The following is a 13728-nucleotide window of genomic DNA, read 5'->3' as shown; positions in this document are numbered from 1 at the left end:
GCGCTCAAGCAGGACAGGCGCGGGTCGCGGAGTGTGCCGGTGGGCGGTGTCCGGTGCTCATCGTGGAGGGCCGAAGTGGTGGGCCAGCGAGGCGCGCAGCGTGTCGGGGTCCCCGGCGGACCAGGCGATGAAGCAGTCGGGGCGTACGAGCAACGCGGTGGCGGTCGTGCCCTCCAGTGCCCCGGTGACCACGTCGACCCGGTCCCGCCACGGCGCGGCTACCTCGGCGAAGGCGCCCGTGGAGTCCAGCAGCAGCGGCCGGGCGGTGCGGGTCAGCTCGGCGAGGCGTGTCGAACCGTGGTCGCCGTGCACGACCACGTCGGGGGCGCAGCGGCCGGCCAACGGGTCGGCGGGGTCGGCGGGGTAGTGGATGTCCGCGCCGGACATCAGCGCCGCGATGTGCCCGGTCACCTCCGGCTTGCGCAGCAGTTCGGCGAAGAGTTCCCGCAGGCCGGTGATCTCGTCGCCGGGGCCGATGAGCGCCGACTGCGCCTGAGTGGACATGACGACCCGTTCGGCGACGGGGCGACGCTCCGTCTCGTACGTGTCGAGCAGGCCCTGCGGTGCCCGGCCGTGCACCGTGGCGGCGAGTTTCCAACCCAGGTTGACCGCGTCCTGTAGGCCCAGGTTGAGGCCGGGGCCGCCGATCGCGGGGTGCACGTGCGCGGCGTCACCGACCAGCAGCACCCGGCCGGCGCGGTAGCGGGCGGCGATGCGGGTGTTGCGGCCGGTCAGCCGCCGCAGCAGGCCGGGGCCGTCAGGCGCGTTGAGGGGGATGTCGGCGCCGAGCACCCGGGCGACGCTGGCCCGCAACTCCGCCAGGTTCATCGGGGTCTCGTCGTCCGTCGGCGTGTCGGGCCACTCGGTCGTGCTCAGGATCGCCGGGCGGCCGGGGAACGGGGCCCAGGCGATCAGGCCGCGTGCGGTGCGGGTGTGCTGGAACGGCGGGACGACGCCGTAGCCGGGGACGCGCAGGCCGCCCGTCTCGGGGTCGAGGGATGACGCGGGCACGGTCACCGTGGCGGTGCGGGAGATCGACCGGTCGCTGGTGACACCGGGAAAGTCGATGCCGGCCAGACGGCGCACCGCGCTGCGGCCACCGTCGGCGCCGACGAGGAAACGGCAGGTGAGCTGCGTACCGTCGGCGAGGTCGACCTCGACCCCGTCGGGGCGTTGGTGGAGGTCGATGACCTCGTGGCCGCGGCGCAGGTCGACGCCGAGCTCGACGGCCCGAGCGGCGAGGGCGGCCTCGAGCTGGGCCTGCGGTACCCCGAGCACGTAGTGCGGGTTCTCCGCGAGCACCGTGAGGTCCAGCGGGAACGCGCCGAAGGTGAAGGCGGGTTGGGGGATCGGCGGGGTGCTCTCACCGCTGAGTTGTGCGTAGAGGCCGCGCCGGTCGAGCAGGCGGACGACCTGGCCAACGAGGCCGTTGGCGCGAGCCTCGCCGGTGGGCGCGGTGTGGCGTTCGAGGACGACGGGGTGGACGCCGGCGAGGGCCAGTTCGCAGGCGAGCATGAGGCCGTTGGGGCCTGCTCCGACGATGACGACATCGATCATGATCGTGATCCTTTCGGGGTGTGCGTCATCGCCACGGCGGGCGCGGCACATGGCCGGTCCGCCGCGGGAGTGTGACGCGGCTTGAGACGTGGGTGAGGTTGTGCCCTGGGCGAGGGGCGGCTCAGTGCGACGGGGCAGGGAGGCCGGCGGCGACCTGGGTGAAGGCGTCGGTGATGAGGCGTTCGATCGGGGCGGGCGGGTCGGCGCTGTCGAGATAGTGCTGCATGGCGACGGCGACGGCTGCGCTGGCGGCGGCCGCGACGAGCCTCGGATACATGTCGGTGGCGAGGTCGGTGCCGGTGCGCTCGGCGACAGCGGCGGCAAGCTCGGCCTCGGCGATCGCGGCGGCGCGCAGCCGTTCGCCCTGTAGGGCGGGCTCGGCGAGCATGGTGCGTACGCCGGCAACCCACTGCGCGTGGCCGGGGGAGGGCATCGCCTCGACCTCGGGGCCGCGGGTGAACTGCTCCAGCGCGGCCTGGGTGAGCGCTGCCCAGAGCGGCTCGTCGGCGGGACGTTCACGCAGCGCGGCGGCGGTGCGCAGGCTGCGGTCGAGGTGGCGGGAGGCGATCGCCTCGGCCTTGCTGGAGAAGTAGTTGTTGAAGGTGCGGGGGGAGACACCGACCGCCTCGGCGATGTCCTCGACGCGGACGTTGTCGTAGCCGCGCTCTGCGGTGAGGTGGATCGCGGCCCAGCCGAGCGCCGCCCGCGTCTCGGCCTTCTTGCGCTCCCGTAGCCCCGTCATGCCACCCACGCTAGCATTAATTGCGTGACCCGCAAATATGCGTGCCACGCAAAATCGCCCCGGCTCGCGCCGGTTCCACTCACCCGGGGCGCGTGAGGTGGTCGCGTCGGGCAGGCGTGACGGCCCGCTGGCGAGGGGTGGCTGCTCCACCTGACAAAGGAACAGCCTCCGGACGAGCGCGGACGGTAGGCCCCGAGGACGGCGATAATGGGGAGCGGGATCGCGTCACAGGCCCTAGCATCGCCGGCATGGCAACGCGGCTTGTTCAGATCAACATGAAGGCTCGAAACGACGCCGCGCTGGGCGGCTTCTGGGCGCAGGCGCTCGGTTGGGAGGTCTCCAGCGAGGGGCCCGGCGTGACGAACCTCGAACCCGAGGGTTTCGTCTACCCCGACCCGGTCGCTGTCTGCATCGACCTCGTCGTCTCCCCGGAGCCCAAGACGGTGAAGAACCGCGTGCACGTGGACCTCGCCACCACCTCGGCGGAGCATCAGGCGGAAGTGGTTGCACGGCTGAAGGATCTCGGCGCGACAGCCGCCGATGTGGGCCAGGGTGACGTGCCGTGGACGGTCCTGGCCGACCCGGAGGGCAACGAGTTCTGCGTGCTGGACCCTCGACCGCTCTACCAGGACACCGGGCCGATCGCCGCCGTGGTGGTGGACTGCGCGGACCCGCGAGCCATGGCCCGGTTCTGGAGCGAGGCCACGGACTGGACGCTGCACGAGGTAACCGACCAGGGGGCGAGACTGCGCTCCGCCAAGGGCGTCGGCCCCTACCTGGAGTTCGTCCGTACCCCTGACGTGAAGAGCGGGTGGAACCGCGTCCATCTCGACGTCCGCCCGTACCCCGGTGACGACCTGGAGACCGAGGCGGCCAGGCTGCGGAGTCTCGGCGCGACCCCGATCGAGCTGGGCGAGAAGGTCCGGTGGCGGGTGTTCGCCGACCCGGAGGGCAACGAGTTCTGCCTCCTCACCCCGAGCTGACCCAACCGGCTTTCACTCAGTGAAAGCTCCGGTTCCTCAGCGGGGACACCACGCGGGACGATCCGGCTCCATCGACGTTCGTCGGCATGGAGGTCCGGTCGCATGGCTTTCGCGCGTAACCAGTGGTACGTGGCCGCCTACGGCAATGAGGTGGGGCGGAACCTGCTCGCCCGGACGGTGCTCGGTGAGCCGCTGGTGCTGTATCGCACCGGTGCCGGGAAGGCGGTGGCGCTGGCCGACCGGTGTGTGCACCGGCGCTTCCCGCTGTCGGAGAGCCGGCTCGACGGCGACACGATCGTCTGCGGCTACCACGGCTTCACCTACGATCCGACCGGCGCCTGCGTCTTCGTACCCGGTCAACAGCGCATTCCGCGCACCGCGCGGGTGGTCTCGTTCCCGGTGGTGGAACAGGACTCGTTCATCTGGGTCTGGATCGGCGACCTGGACCGGGCCGACCCGGCTGCGATTCCCCGCGCACCGTGGCTGGCCGACCCGCGCTACGCGGTGGTGCGGGGCATGGCGCCGCTGAACGCGCGGTACGGCCTGCTGGTGGACAACCTCCTGGACCTGTCCCACGAGACCTATCTGCACGGCGGTTACATCGGCACGCCGGAGGTGGCGAACACCCCGATCACCACCGAGGTGGACGAGGACCGGGGGATCGTCTACGTCAGTCGGCACATGGACGACGCCGAGTGCCCCCCGTTCTACGCGCGCTCCACCGGCATCCAGGGCCGGATCACCCGGTGGCAGGACATCGAGTACCACCCGCCCTGCCTCTACCTGCTGCACAGCCGGATCGCGCCGCAGGGTGTCTACCCGCCCGCCGAGGGCGAGGACCGCGAAGCGTTCCACGCCGAGATCGTGTACGCCATCACCCCGTCGACGGAGCACACCACCTATGACTTCTGGGCCGTGGCGCGCGACTTCGCGATCGACGACGAGTCGGTCAGCGAGTACCTCCACCACAGCAATCACACAGTTGTCATGCAGGACGTGACCGCGCTCAACATCCTGGAGCAGGTGATCGCGAGCGAGCCGGACCGGTACCAGGAGTTGAGCATCAACATCGACACCGGTGGCCTGGCCGCCCGGCGGCTGCTGGCGCGGATGGTCGGGTCCGGGACGGTGGGAGCGGCGCGGTGAGTTCCCGAGCGGACCCGGACCGGCTCTACCGGATCCACTGGGTGCCGGGCACCGACACTCTGCGCGGGACCTGCCACTGTGGGGCCGAGCGCCTCGCCGAGGATCCGGTCGAGTTGTGGGAGTGGTTGCTCGCCCACCCGCAGGGCCACCAGGGCGTGGCCGAACCGGTGCCCGGACCGCCGAGGCGGCTGGCGATGCGCGAGTGACGGTGGACGTGCTGACCGGTGTCGAGCTGGTGGTCGCCGGCCGGGATCAGGTGGCGGCCGAGGTGGTGGCGATCCGCCTGTGTCGCGCGGACGGCGGTGACCTGCCCGAGTGGACGCCGGGCGCGCACATCGACCTGGAGTTGGGCGCCGGGCTGGCCCGCCAGTACTCCCTCTGCGGTGACCCGGCGGAGCGGTCCGTCCTGCGGATCGCGGTGCAGCGGGAACCGAACGGGCGCGGCGGCTCCCGGCTGGCGCACGAGCGGCTCACCGTCGGCGCGACCGTCCGGGTGAGCGGACCGCGCAACACCTTCCCGCTGGTCGCGGCGCGGCGCTACCTCTTCATTGCCGGCGGCATCGGTATCACCCCCATCGCACCGATGGTCGCCGCGGCCAACGTCGCGGGCGCCGACTGGCGGCTGGTGTACGGCGGACGTAGCCGGGCCACCATGGCCTTCGCCACCACCCTGCGGGAGAGGTACGGCGACCGGGTGAGCCTGCACCCGCAGGACGAGACCGGGCTGCTCGACCTGGCCGGGTTGTTGGGCCGGCCCGGCACCGGGCTCGTCTACTGCTGCGGCCCGGAAGCACTGATCACCGCGGTTGAGGAGCACTGCCGCGGCTGGCCACCCGGCTGCCTGCACGTCGAGCGGTTCACCGCCCGGGGCGACACCGGCGCGCCGGAGACGACGATCGAGGTCGAACTCGCGCTCTCCGGGCGGACGGTGACAGTGCCGCCGGGCACACCGATCCTGCAGGCGGTGGAGGAGGCCGGGGTGCAGGTCCTCTCGTCCTGCCGGGAGGGCACCTGCGGCACCTGCGAGACGCCAGTGCTCGCCGGTGTGCCCGAGCATCGCGACAGCCTGCTCACCGCCGAGGAACGGGCCGCCGGGGACACCATGATGATCTGCGTCTCCCGGGCCCGTACGCCCCGGCTCGTCCTGGAGCTGTGAGCGCCCGACGTGGGCGGGGATGATGACGGGGTGCGCGCAGAACCGGGACGGTCGGTGACGAGCAAGGTGCTGGCGTTGCTCGACGCGTTCAGCCCGTCCACCCCGGCGTTGACCCTGAGCGAGTTGGCGCGTCGCACTGGGATGCCACTGCCCACCGTGTACCGGCGGGCCGCTGAGCTGGTCGCGTGGGGGGCGCTGGAGCGCGGCGACGACGGGCGGTACCGGATCGGTCTGCGGCTGTGGGAGGTGGGCTCGCTCGCCCCCAGGGGCCTGGGGCTGCGGGAGCTGGCCCTGCCGGTGATGGAGGACCTGTACGAGGTGACCCACGAGAACGTCCAGCTCGCCGTCCGGCAGGATCTCGAACTCGTCTTCATCGAACGGATCGCCGGGCGACACGCGGTACCCGTGCTCACCCGGGTGGGGGGTCGCTTCGCGCTGCACGCCACCGGCGTCGGGCTGGTCCTGCTCGCCCACGCGCCCGCCGAGGTCCAGGAGCAGGTGCTCGCCGCCCCGCTGGAGCGGTACACCGAACTGACCATCACCGACCCGAAGCGGCTGCGTCGCTGCCTCGCCGAGGTGCGCCGGGCCGGGTACGCGGTCAGCGACCGTCAGGTCACCATGGACGCCCTCTCGGTGGCCGCGCCGATCCGCGTACCGGAGGGTGTGGTGGCGGCGATCTCGCTGGTGGTCGCCCACGACCGGGCGGATCCGGTGGCGTTGGCGCCGCTGGTCCAGGCCGCCGGCCGGGTGGTCTCCCGGGCGCTGAACAGCTCCACCGGCTCTGCCGTCTGATGTAGACAGACTGCAAATCGTTGACGCCCGATCAAATTCTGCATTACGTTTCCGGTGCGCGTGTTACCCGGAGGTCCGGCACCGACGAGAGGGAGCACCCATGTCACTGGACGGCAAGGTCGCCATCGTCACCGGCGCCGGGCGGGGCCTCGGCCTCGCCTACGCGCAGGAGTTGGCGCGGCGGGGCGCCTCGGTCGTGGTCAACGACGTCGACGCCGAGGCCACCGCCGACGCCGTAGCGGCGATCGAGGCGTCCGGCGGCCGGGCCGTCGCGGTGGTCGCACCGGTCGGCCCGACCGAGACCGCGAAGGAGCTCGTCAGCACGGCGGTCGAGCACTTCGGACGGCTGGACATCCTCGTCACCAACGCCGGCGTGCTGCGCGACACGGTGCTGTGGAAGATGAGCGACGACGACTTCGACACCGTCATCAACGTGCACCTGCGCGGCACGTTCACCACAGTCCGTGCGGCGGTGCAGCACATGCGGCAGGCCGGTGAGGGCGGGCGGATCATCTGCGTCGGTTCACCCACCGGGCAGCGGGGCACCTTCGGCCAGACCAACTACGCGGCCGCCAAGGCGGGCATCGTCGGCATGGTCCGGACCTGGGCGCTCGAGCTGAAGCGGGCCGGCATCACCGCCAACACCGTTGTCCCGGTCGCCGCGACCGCGATGACCGCCACCGTTCCCTACTTCGCCGCGGCGGTGCGGGCCGAGGCGAACGGCGAGCCGATGCCCGCGTTCTTCCGACAGGAGCTGGGATTCGGCACGGCGGACGACGTGGCCGGGCTGGTCGCGTTCCTCAGCTCCGACGCGGCGGCCTCGGTGACCGGGCAGGTGATCGGTGTCGGCGGGGACCGCCTGCAGATCTGGACCCACCCGGAGGCGGCGCTGACCGCGCACCGCGAGGGCGGCTGGACGTACGACGCGCTGGTGGAGGCCTGGCCGACGACGTTCGCCGGTGCCGCGCAGAGTGTCGGCGAACGATTCCCGAAACTCCCCGAGGAGTTCGAGACCGCGCCGTCCTGACCGGCCCGAGCAGACCTGCCCGCACCGACCCGCACGACGAAGGTTGGCCCCATGTACCAGCCCGCGATCGACCTCGACGACGTCACGGCGATCGACGTGCACGTGCACATCGAGGTCGACGACCACGGCCACACCTCACTGCCCGAACCGCTGGTGGCAGCGGCGTCGGCGTACTTCAAGACCGACGGCCCACGGCCCGCGGTCGACGCGGTGGCGCGGTACTACCGCGAGCGGCACATGGCGGCGGTCGTCTTCACCGTGGACGCGCGTACCCAACTGAAGCACCAGCCACTGTCCAGCGTCGACATCGCCCGCGCGGCGGCCGAGCACGCCGACGTGCTCATCCCGTTCGGGTCGGTGGACCCGCGCACCGGGGAAGCGGCAGTCGAACTCGCCGACCGGTTGATCCGGGAGGAGGGCGTACGCGGCTTCAAGTTCCACCCCACAGTGCAGGGCTTCGACCCCAGCCACGACGAGTACGCGCCGCTGTGGGGCCTGCTGGAGCGGGCCGGCGTCCCGGCGCTCTTCCACACCGGGCAGACCGGCATCGGCGCGGGTACGCCGGGCGGCTACGGCCTGCGCCTCGGTCGGTCGAACCCGATCCTGCTCGATCCGATCGCGGCCGACTTTCCCGACCTCCAGATCATCATGGCCCACCCGTCGGTGCCCTGGCAGGACGAGGCGTTGTCGGTGGCCACGCACAAGCACAACACCTGGATCGACCTGTCCGGCTGGAGCCCGAAGTACTTCCCGGCCGAGCTGGTGCGCTACGCGAACTCGCTGCTGAAGCGCCGGGTGCTCTTCGGCACCGACTACCCGATGCTCACCCCGGACCGGTGGCTTCGCGACGTGCGGGCGACCGACCTCAAGCCGGATGTGCTCCCGGGCATCCTGAAGGACAACGCGGCCCGACTGTTGGGCCTGGCCCGGTGACGACGAGAGGAAACGCCATGACGACGACCATCACCTACGACCGGCTCGGCGACCTCGCCGGCACCGATCTCGGCCACACCGGGTACCGCACTGTCACCCAGGACCAGGTCGACCTGTTCGCGGACGCCACGGATGACCACCAGTGGATCCACGTCGACCCGGAACGGGCGAAGACCGGTCCGTTCGGCGCGCCGATCGCGCACGGCTTCCTCACCCTCTCCCTCGCGGTTCCCTTCTGGACCGAGCTGCTCGAGGTGAAGGGCGTGACCACCAAGGTGAACTACGGCCTCGACAGGGTGCGCTTCCCCGCGCCGGTCGTGGTCGGGGCGCGGGTGCGGATGCGGGCCACCGTCGTCGAGGTCGTCGAGGTCCGCGGCGGCTACCAGATCGCCGTGGACCAGACGATCGAGATCGAGGGCGGCGCCAAGCCGGCGGTCGTCGCGCGAGGGCTGTACCGCTTCTACGCCTGAGCCCGGGGGCATCCGTCGAGCCGGGCGAGCACACCACCTCCACCCCCAGGAGAATGATGATGCACCAGCACGGAATCGGCGCCTGGGTGGCCAAGCGCCGGCTCAAGTCCCCGGACCAGATCGCGATCATCCACGGCGACCGGTCGCCCATGACGTACCGCCAGTTCGCCGACGCCGTGGACCGGATCTCGGCGGTGCTGCGGGAGCGGGGCGTCGGCAAGGGTGACTCCGTCGCCTACCTGGGCGAGAACAGCCCCGAACTCCTCCAGGTGATGTTCGGGGCGGCGCAGGTCGGGGCCGTCTTCGTGCCGGTCAACACCCGGCTCGCCGTACCCGAGATCGCCTACGTCCTCGCCGACTGCGGCGCGCGGGTGCTGATCCACGACCCGGACTTCGCGGTGCCGGTGGCCTCCGCCGCGGCGACCGCCCGGACCCCGTACGTCATCGTCAACGACGAGGGCAGCGCGGACCGGCCCGGGCTGGCCCGGCTGGCCCGAGGCGTCGTCACCCCGTTCACCGATCATGCCGACACCGCCCACGAGGATCCGGCGGCGATCGTCTACACCTCGGGCACGACCGGCCGGGCCAAGGGCGCGGTGCTGACCCACGGCAACCTCACCTGGGTGGCGCTCAACTGTGTGGTCGACTACGACGTCGTCTCCACCGACGTCGCGCTCATGATCTCGCCGCTGTTCCACGTCGCCTCGCTCGGGATGGGCGCCCTGCCCGTCATCCTCAAGGGCGCCACGATGGTCATCGAGAGGGGCTTCGAGCCGGGCCGCGCGCTCGCGCAGATTGAGCGGCACGGGGTCACCATGCTCAGCGGTGTGCCGACCACCTACCAGCTGCTGGCCGACCACCCCGCCTGGGCGTCCACCGACCTGTCCACGTTGACGAAGCTCACCTGCGGAGGTTCGGCGGTGCCGGCCCGCATCCTCAACGCGTACGAGGCGCGGGGCCTGTCGTTCTCCCAGGGTTACGGCATGACCGAGGCCGCGCCGGGCGCCACCGCGCTGCCGCCCACGATGACCCGCGTCAAGCAGGGCAGTGTCGGCCTGCCGCACTTCTTCACCGACGTGCGGATCACCGATGCGGCTGGTGCGGTGCTGCCCGCCGGCGCTGTCGGTGAGATCGAGGTGGCCGGTCCCAACGTCTTCCCCGGCTACCACGGGCTGCCGGAGGCGACCGCCGAGGCGTTCACGGCCGACGGGTGGTTCCGCTCCGGCGACCTCGGCCACCTGGACGCCGACGGTTACCTCTACATCTCCGGCCGCCTCAAGGACATGATCATTTCGGGGGGCGAGAACATCTACCCGCTCGAACTCGAGCAGCTGCTCACCGAGGTCGACGGGGTGACCTCGGCGGCGGTCATCGGCGTACCGGACGAGCGTTGGGGGGAGGTGCCGTGGGCGATCGTGACCGTGCGGGAGGGGGCGTCCGTGGACACCGCCACCGTCCGGGCCCGCCTGGACGGCAGGATCGCGCGCTACAAGCTCCCGAAGAACGTCGTCATCGTGGACGAGCTGCCGCGGACGGCGTCGGGGAAGGTGCGGAAGGCCGATCTGCGGACCCGATTCGGCGCCTAGTCGCGGGCCGGGCCGCGACGAGTTCGGCGAACTCCGCAGCGGACGCCTCGGCCAGCTTGTCGTGCACCCGGCGGTACGTCCGCACCGATCTCGGGGCGGGCCATTCCGCGTCCATGAACTCGGCCGGCAGCCTCGGGTCGGCGCGCAGCAGCGCGAGCCAGTCCGCCACGAGCATGGTTCGTACGGTGAGGGCGCTCGGCGCCATCGTCAGTGCGGACGGGTCGTCCCACACCTCGATGAAGGCGAGGTGCGCGCGTCGGATCGCCTCGATGTCCCAGGCCGCGCGCACGCTCTCGCCGATCGGGAAGCCGGCGAGTTCGCGGGCGTGGAAGGCGACCACGGTGTTGGGCGCGAGGTCCTGCCGCAGCCGTTCCAACGACCCGGCGAGGTCGACCTCGCCGGGCGCGAGCCAGAGCCCGTCCCGCAGCGGCGCGAAGCCCTCCCAGGTGAGGGTCGAACGCAGCCGGTGCCGCAGCATCCGCTGGCCCTCCGGGATCGAGAAGGTGACCAGGGTCCACCCGCTGCCCTGCGGGTCGAACGGGCGCGGCCCGCGAACGCGGTCCGTCGCCTCGCGCAGCACCGCCGCCCCGTGCTCGGTGAGTGAGAACAGCGTCTCTCGGCCGCTCCTGCTGCGGGCGAGGATGCCGCTGTGCACGAGACGGTCGAGGGTCGCGCGGGTGGCCGGCGCGGCGACGTCCGCGCCTTCCAGCACGTTGATCAGGGCGCTCGCCCGGATGGGTCCGGTGGCGGCGTCGACGACGTGCTCGCCGAAGAAGGCGAGCAACAACTGCTTCGGCTGACGACTACCCACAGCGCTTCCCTTCGGCGAACTCGTTGGCCTGGCCGCCGATCACCGCGTGGATCGCGGGGCCACAGCCTGCCCGCGCTTGGCCCGCTGGATCTGGTCGTAGACGTGCGTCCGCAGTTCCGTGAAACGGGGCAGAGCGCGGGTCGTGATCTGATCGCGCTCCGGCGGCAGGTCGATCGCGAGGTCCTCCTGGACCCAGGTCGGCGACGTGGACAATACTAGAACCCGCTGACCGAGATACACCGACTCGTCGATGTCGTGGGTGACGAAGACAACCGAGATGGTGCGGCTGGCGTGCAGCTCGCGGACCAGGTCCTCCAGGTCGGCCCGGGTCTGCGCGTCCACGGCGGCGAACGGTTCGTCCATGATCAGGACGTCGGGCTGGTAGGCGATCGCCCGCGCGATCGCCACCCGCTGTTGCATCCCACCGGAGAGCTGCCACGGGTGGCTTCGCGCGGCGTGCGCGAGGCCCACCGCCTCAAGAGCGTCGACGACCAGCTTGTTCCGGGCCGCGCGGGTGAGCTTCTTGTGCCGCAGTGGCAGCTCGACGTTCCCGCGCACGGTCAGCCAGGGGTAGAGGCTGCGACCGTACTCCTGGAACACGACTGCCATGGCCGGGCTGGGCCCGGTCACCGGCGAGCCGTCCATCTCGACCACGCCGCTGGTGGGCCGCAGCAGGCCGGCGAGGCACTTCAGCAGGGTGGTCTTGCCGCAACCGGACGGCCCGACGATGCAGACGAGCTCACCGGCGTCCATCGTGAAGCTGATGTCTCCGATCGCCTCGACGGTGCCCGTCGCCGACTCGTAGACCTTCCGCAGGTGCTCCACCCGCAGCAGGGTGCTCCGATCAGGCACGGTTGACCTCCCTGATTCCGTGGTACCAGCGCAGAACACGCCGTTCGACGAGACCGAAAGCTACGGCGAGGAAGACGCCGACGAGACCGAGGAGGAGGATGCCACTCCACATCTCGGCGATCAGGTAGTTGCGCTGGAAGTAGGCGATCCGGTAGCCGAGGCCGGAGGAGGAGGCGAACATCTCGGAGATGACCATCAGGATCAGCGCGACCGAGAGGGCCTGCCGAACCCCGGCCATGATCCGTGGGCTGGCGGCCGGGAGCACCAGGAACCAGAGCCGCTCCCACCAGGTGACCTGGAACGATTCCGCGGTCTCCGTCATGACGCTGTCCGTTCCCCGGACACCCTCGATCGTGTTCAGCAGGATCGGCCAGACCGCGCCGGAGGCGATCACGACGACCTTCATGGTGTCGGTGATCCCGAGCAGGAGCATCACCACCGGGATCAGCACCGGTGGCGGGATGGCCCGGAGGAACTCCAGCAGCGGTTCGAGGAGTTCGCGTAACCAGCGGGTCAGGCCGATGACGGTGCCGGCGGCGATGCCGAGCACGATGGACGCGGCGACACCGAGGCCGAGGCGGGCGAGGCTGGGAAGTACGTCCTCGACGAACGCCGGGCCGACCCAGGTCTCCCGGAAGGCTTTGGCGATCGTCAACGGGTCGGGGAAGAACCGACTCGTCGTTCTCGTCGCCACCAGACCCCAGAGCACCAGCAGCAGCGTTGGCAGCCCCAGCGGGTAGAGCAGGCTCGCCGCGATCCGGAATCCGACCGTCCGGCTGCGTGCCGTGGTGGCGATCCGCCCGGTGTACGCGGTCACAACGGCTCCTCTCCTCGTACCGACTGGTGCCACGACAGCACCCGACGCTCGATGAACCGGAAGACGATGTTCACCATGAGCCCGAGCAGGCCGGTGACCACGACCAGCGCGTACAGGCCGGGGGCGTCTCCGGCGGACCGGGACAGCTCGATCATGCGCCCGAGGCCAGGGTTACCGATCACCATCTCCGCGGTGATGGCGAGGATGAGCGCCACCGCCGCGGCGAGGCGCAGGCCCGTCATGAGGTACGGCAGGGTGGTCGGCAGGACGAGGTGCGACAACTGCTCCCGCCGGGTCAGACCGAAACTGCGGGCGGTGTCGCGAGCCACCGCGTCGACGTCGGCGACGCCGTAGATCACCTGCACGAACACCTGCCAGAACGACGCGTAGATGATGATGACGAGGGCGGCCTGCCGCTGGATGCCGAACATCAGCACGGCGAGCGGGATGAGAGCGACCGACGGGATCGGTCGCAGGAACTCGATCATCGTGTGGGTCGCGCGCCGCAGGAACGGCACCAGGCCGACGACGGTGCCGAGGACGACGGCGGCGACCGTCGCCACCGTCAGGCCGATCGCCCAGGACGTCATCGTGCTGCCCAGCCGCCGCCAGAACGCGAGGTCGACGAGCTGCTCGAACAGCCGCGCCAGCACGTCCGTCACGTACGGCAGGTACAGCGGGTTGATCAGGCCCAGCATCGGGATCAGCTGCCAGACGACGAGGAACCCGGTCAGGCCGACGACGCCCAGCATCGCCTTGCGTATCGCGCGCAGGCGTCGGGTGGGGAACACGCGCATGTCACTCCCGTCGTCAGGCGGGCGGCGAGGCCCTCCCCGGTCCGGGGTCGGGGAGGGCG

The 13728-nt window shown here is 71.2% G+C and carries 15 protein-coding genes; 9 read left to right on the top strand and 6 right to left on the bottom strand.

The window, feature by feature from the left end; translation table 11 throughout:
* Window positions 1-57 precede the first annotated feature (57 nt).
* Together ABZU52_RS11385 and ABZU52_RS11380 are read right to left on the bottom strand one after the other, a co-directional pair.
* Window positions 58-1557 (bottom strand): FAD-dependent monooxygenase, encoded by a 1500-nt coding sequence (locus ABZU52_RS11385; RefSeq protein ID WP_354970953.1) that lies wholly within the window; start codon window positions 1555-1557, stop codon window positions 58-60.
* A 121-nt stretch (window positions 1558-1678) separates the two neighbouring features.
* Entirely contained in the window at window positions 1679-2299 is a 621-nt protein-coding gene (locus ABZU52_RS11380) for a TetR family transcriptional regulator (RefSeq protein ID WP_354970952.1), read from the bottom strand.
* 248 nt (window positions 2300-2547) lie between these two features.
* Here ABZU52_RS11380 and ABZU52_RS11375 point away from each other — a divergent pair, with 248 nt between their 5' ends.
* From ABZU52_RS11375 to ABZU52_RS11335, 9 genes are all read left to right on the top strand, one after another.
* A complete protein-coding gene (locus ABZU52_RS11375; RefSeq protein WP_354970951.1) occupies window positions 2548-3282 on the top strand; it encodes a VOC family protein in 735 nt (244 codons plus the stop codon).
* A gap of 102 nt (window positions 3283-3384) precedes the next feature.
* Window positions 3385-4428, top strand: a complete 1044-nt coding sequence (locus ABZU52_RS11370; protein WP_354970950.1) for an aromatic ring-hydroxylating dioxygenase subunit alpha — start codon at window positions 3385-3387, stop codon at window positions 4426-4428.
* A complete protein-coding gene (locus ABZU52_RS11365; RefSeq protein ID WP_354970949.1) occupies window positions 4425-4634 on the top strand; it encodes a hypothetical protein in 210 nt (69 codons plus the stop codon). The genes ABZU52_RS11370 and ABZU52_RS11365 overlap by 4 nt, the downstream gene beginning before the upstream one ends.
* Window positions 4631-5584 (top strand): PDR/VanB family oxidoreductase, encoded by a 954-nt coding sequence (locus tag ABZU52_RS11360; protein ID WP_354970948.1) that lies wholly within the window; start codon window positions 4631-4633, stop codon window positions 5582-5584. The genes ABZU52_RS11365 and ABZU52_RS11360 overlap by 4 nt, the downstream gene beginning before the upstream one ends.
* 54 nt (window positions 5585-5638) lie before the next feature.
* The gene (locus ABZU52_RS11355) at window positions 5639-6376 is read left to right on the top strand and encodes an IclR family transcriptional regulator (RefSeq protein ID WP_354970947.1); all 738 of its coding nucleotides are present in this window, start codon (window positions 5639-5641) and stop codon (window positions 6374-6376) included.
* Window positions 6377-6476: 100 nt separating this feature from the next.
* Window positions 6477-7403, top strand: coding sequence for an SDR family NAD(P)-dependent oxidoreductase (locus ABZU52_RS11350; protein WP_354970946.1), 927 nt, complete (start codon window positions 6477-6479; stop codon window positions 7401-7403).
* A gap of 51 nt (window positions 7404-7454) precedes the next feature.
* Window positions 7455-8336, top strand: a complete 882-nt coding sequence (locus ABZU52_RS11345) for an amidohydrolase family protein (RefSeq protein ID WP_354970945.1) — start codon at window positions 7455-7457, stop codon at window positions 8334-8336.
* A gap of 17 nt (window positions 8337-8353) precedes the next feature.
* Window positions 8354-8806 carry a MaoC family dehydratase gene (locus ABZU52_RS11340; protein WP_354970944.1) on the top strand — a complete coding sequence of 151 codons (453 nt, stop codon included), beginning with the start codon at window positions 8354-8356 and terminating at the stop codon, window positions 8804-8806.
* A gap of 59 nt (window positions 8807-8865) precedes the next feature.
* A complete protein-coding gene (locus ABZU52_RS11335) occupies window positions 8866-10392 on the top strand; it encodes a long-chain fatty acid--CoA ligase (protein WP_354970943.1) in 1527 nt (508 codons plus the stop codon).
* Here the strand turns inward: ABZU52_RS11335 and ABZU52_RS11330 are convergent.
* From ABZU52_RS11330 to ABZU52_RS11315, 4 genes are read right to left on the bottom strand one after another with little or no spacing between them, the layout of a single operon-like run.
* Window positions 10316-11203 carry a PaaX family transcriptional regulator C-terminal domain-containing protein gene (locus ABZU52_RS11330; protein ID WP_354970942.1) on the bottom strand — a complete coding sequence of 296 codons (888 nt, stop codon included), beginning with the start codon at window positions 11201-11203 and terminating at the stop codon, window positions 10316-10318. The two genes, ABZU52_RS11335 and ABZU52_RS11330, sit on opposite strands and share 77 nt — an antisense overlap.
* A gap of 39 nt (window positions 11204-11242) precedes the next feature.
* Window positions 11243-12055: an ABC transporter ATP-binding protein gene (locus ABZU52_RS11325; protein WP_354970941.1), complete on the bottom strand. Its 813-nt coding sequence runs from the start codon at window positions 12053-12055 to the stop codon at window positions 11243-11245.
* A complete protein-coding gene (locus tag ABZU52_RS11320) occupies window positions 12048-12872 on the bottom strand; it encodes an ABC transporter permease (protein ID WP_354970940.1) in 825 nt (274 codons plus the stop codon). Before ABZU52_RS11320 ends, ABZU52_RS11325 begins: the two co-directional genes overlap by 8 nt.
* Window positions 12869-13669 (bottom strand): ABC transporter permease, encoded by an 801-nt coding sequence (locus tag ABZU52_RS11315; protein WP_354970939.1) that lies wholly within the window; start codon window positions 13667-13669, stop codon window positions 12869-12871. Before ABZU52_RS11315 ends, ABZU52_RS11320 begins: the two co-directional genes overlap by 4 nt.
* Between the last annotated feature and the right edge of the window lie 59 nt (window positions 13670-13728).

The organism is Micromonospora sp. NPDC005220 (assembly GCF_040607895.1).
Taxonomy (GTDB): Bacteria; Actinomycetota; Actinomycetes; order Mycobacteriales; family Micromonosporaceae; genus Micromonospora.
The sequence above is the reverse complement of the archived record's forward strand: the minus strand, read 5'-3'. Positions and strand labels throughout refer to the sequence as shown.

Coding starts and splice junctions, on each gene's coding strand:
- ABZU52_RS11315 (WP_354970939.1), bottom strand. CDS start 13,669: ATGCGCGTGTTCCCCACCCGACGCCTGCGCGCGATACGCAAGGCGATG.
- ABZU52_RS11345 (WP_354970945.1), top strand. CDS start 7,455: ATGTACCAGCCCGCGATCGACCTCGACGACGTCACGGCGATCGACGTG.
- ABZU52_RS11335 (WP_354970943.1), top strand. CDS start 8,866: ATGCACCAGCACGGAATCGGCGCCTGGGTGGCCAAGCGCCGGCTCAAG.
- ABZU52_RS11370 (WP_354970950.1), top strand. CDS start 3,385: ATGGCTTTCGCGCGTAACCAGTGGTACGTGGCCGCCTACGGCAATGAG.
- ABZU52_RS11385 (WP_354970953.1), bottom strand. CDS start 1,557: ATGATCGATGTCGTCATCGTCGGAGCAGGCCCCAACGGCCTCATGCTC.
- ABZU52_RS11350 (WP_354970946.1), top strand. CDS start 6,477: ATGTCACTGGACGGCAAGGTCGCCATCGTCACCGGCGCCGGGCGGGGC.
- ABZU52_RS11380 (WP_354970952.1), bottom strand. CDS start 2,299: ATGACGGGGCTACGGGAGCGCAAGAAGGCCGAGACGCGGGCGGCGCTC.
- ABZU52_RS11375 (WP_354970951.1), top strand. CDS start 2,548: ATGGCAACGCGGCTTGTTCAGATCAACATGAAGGCTCGAAACGACGCC.
- ABZU52_RS11340 (WP_354970944.1), top strand. CDS start 8,354: ATGACGACGACCATCACCTACGACCGGCTCGGCGACCTCGCCGGCACC.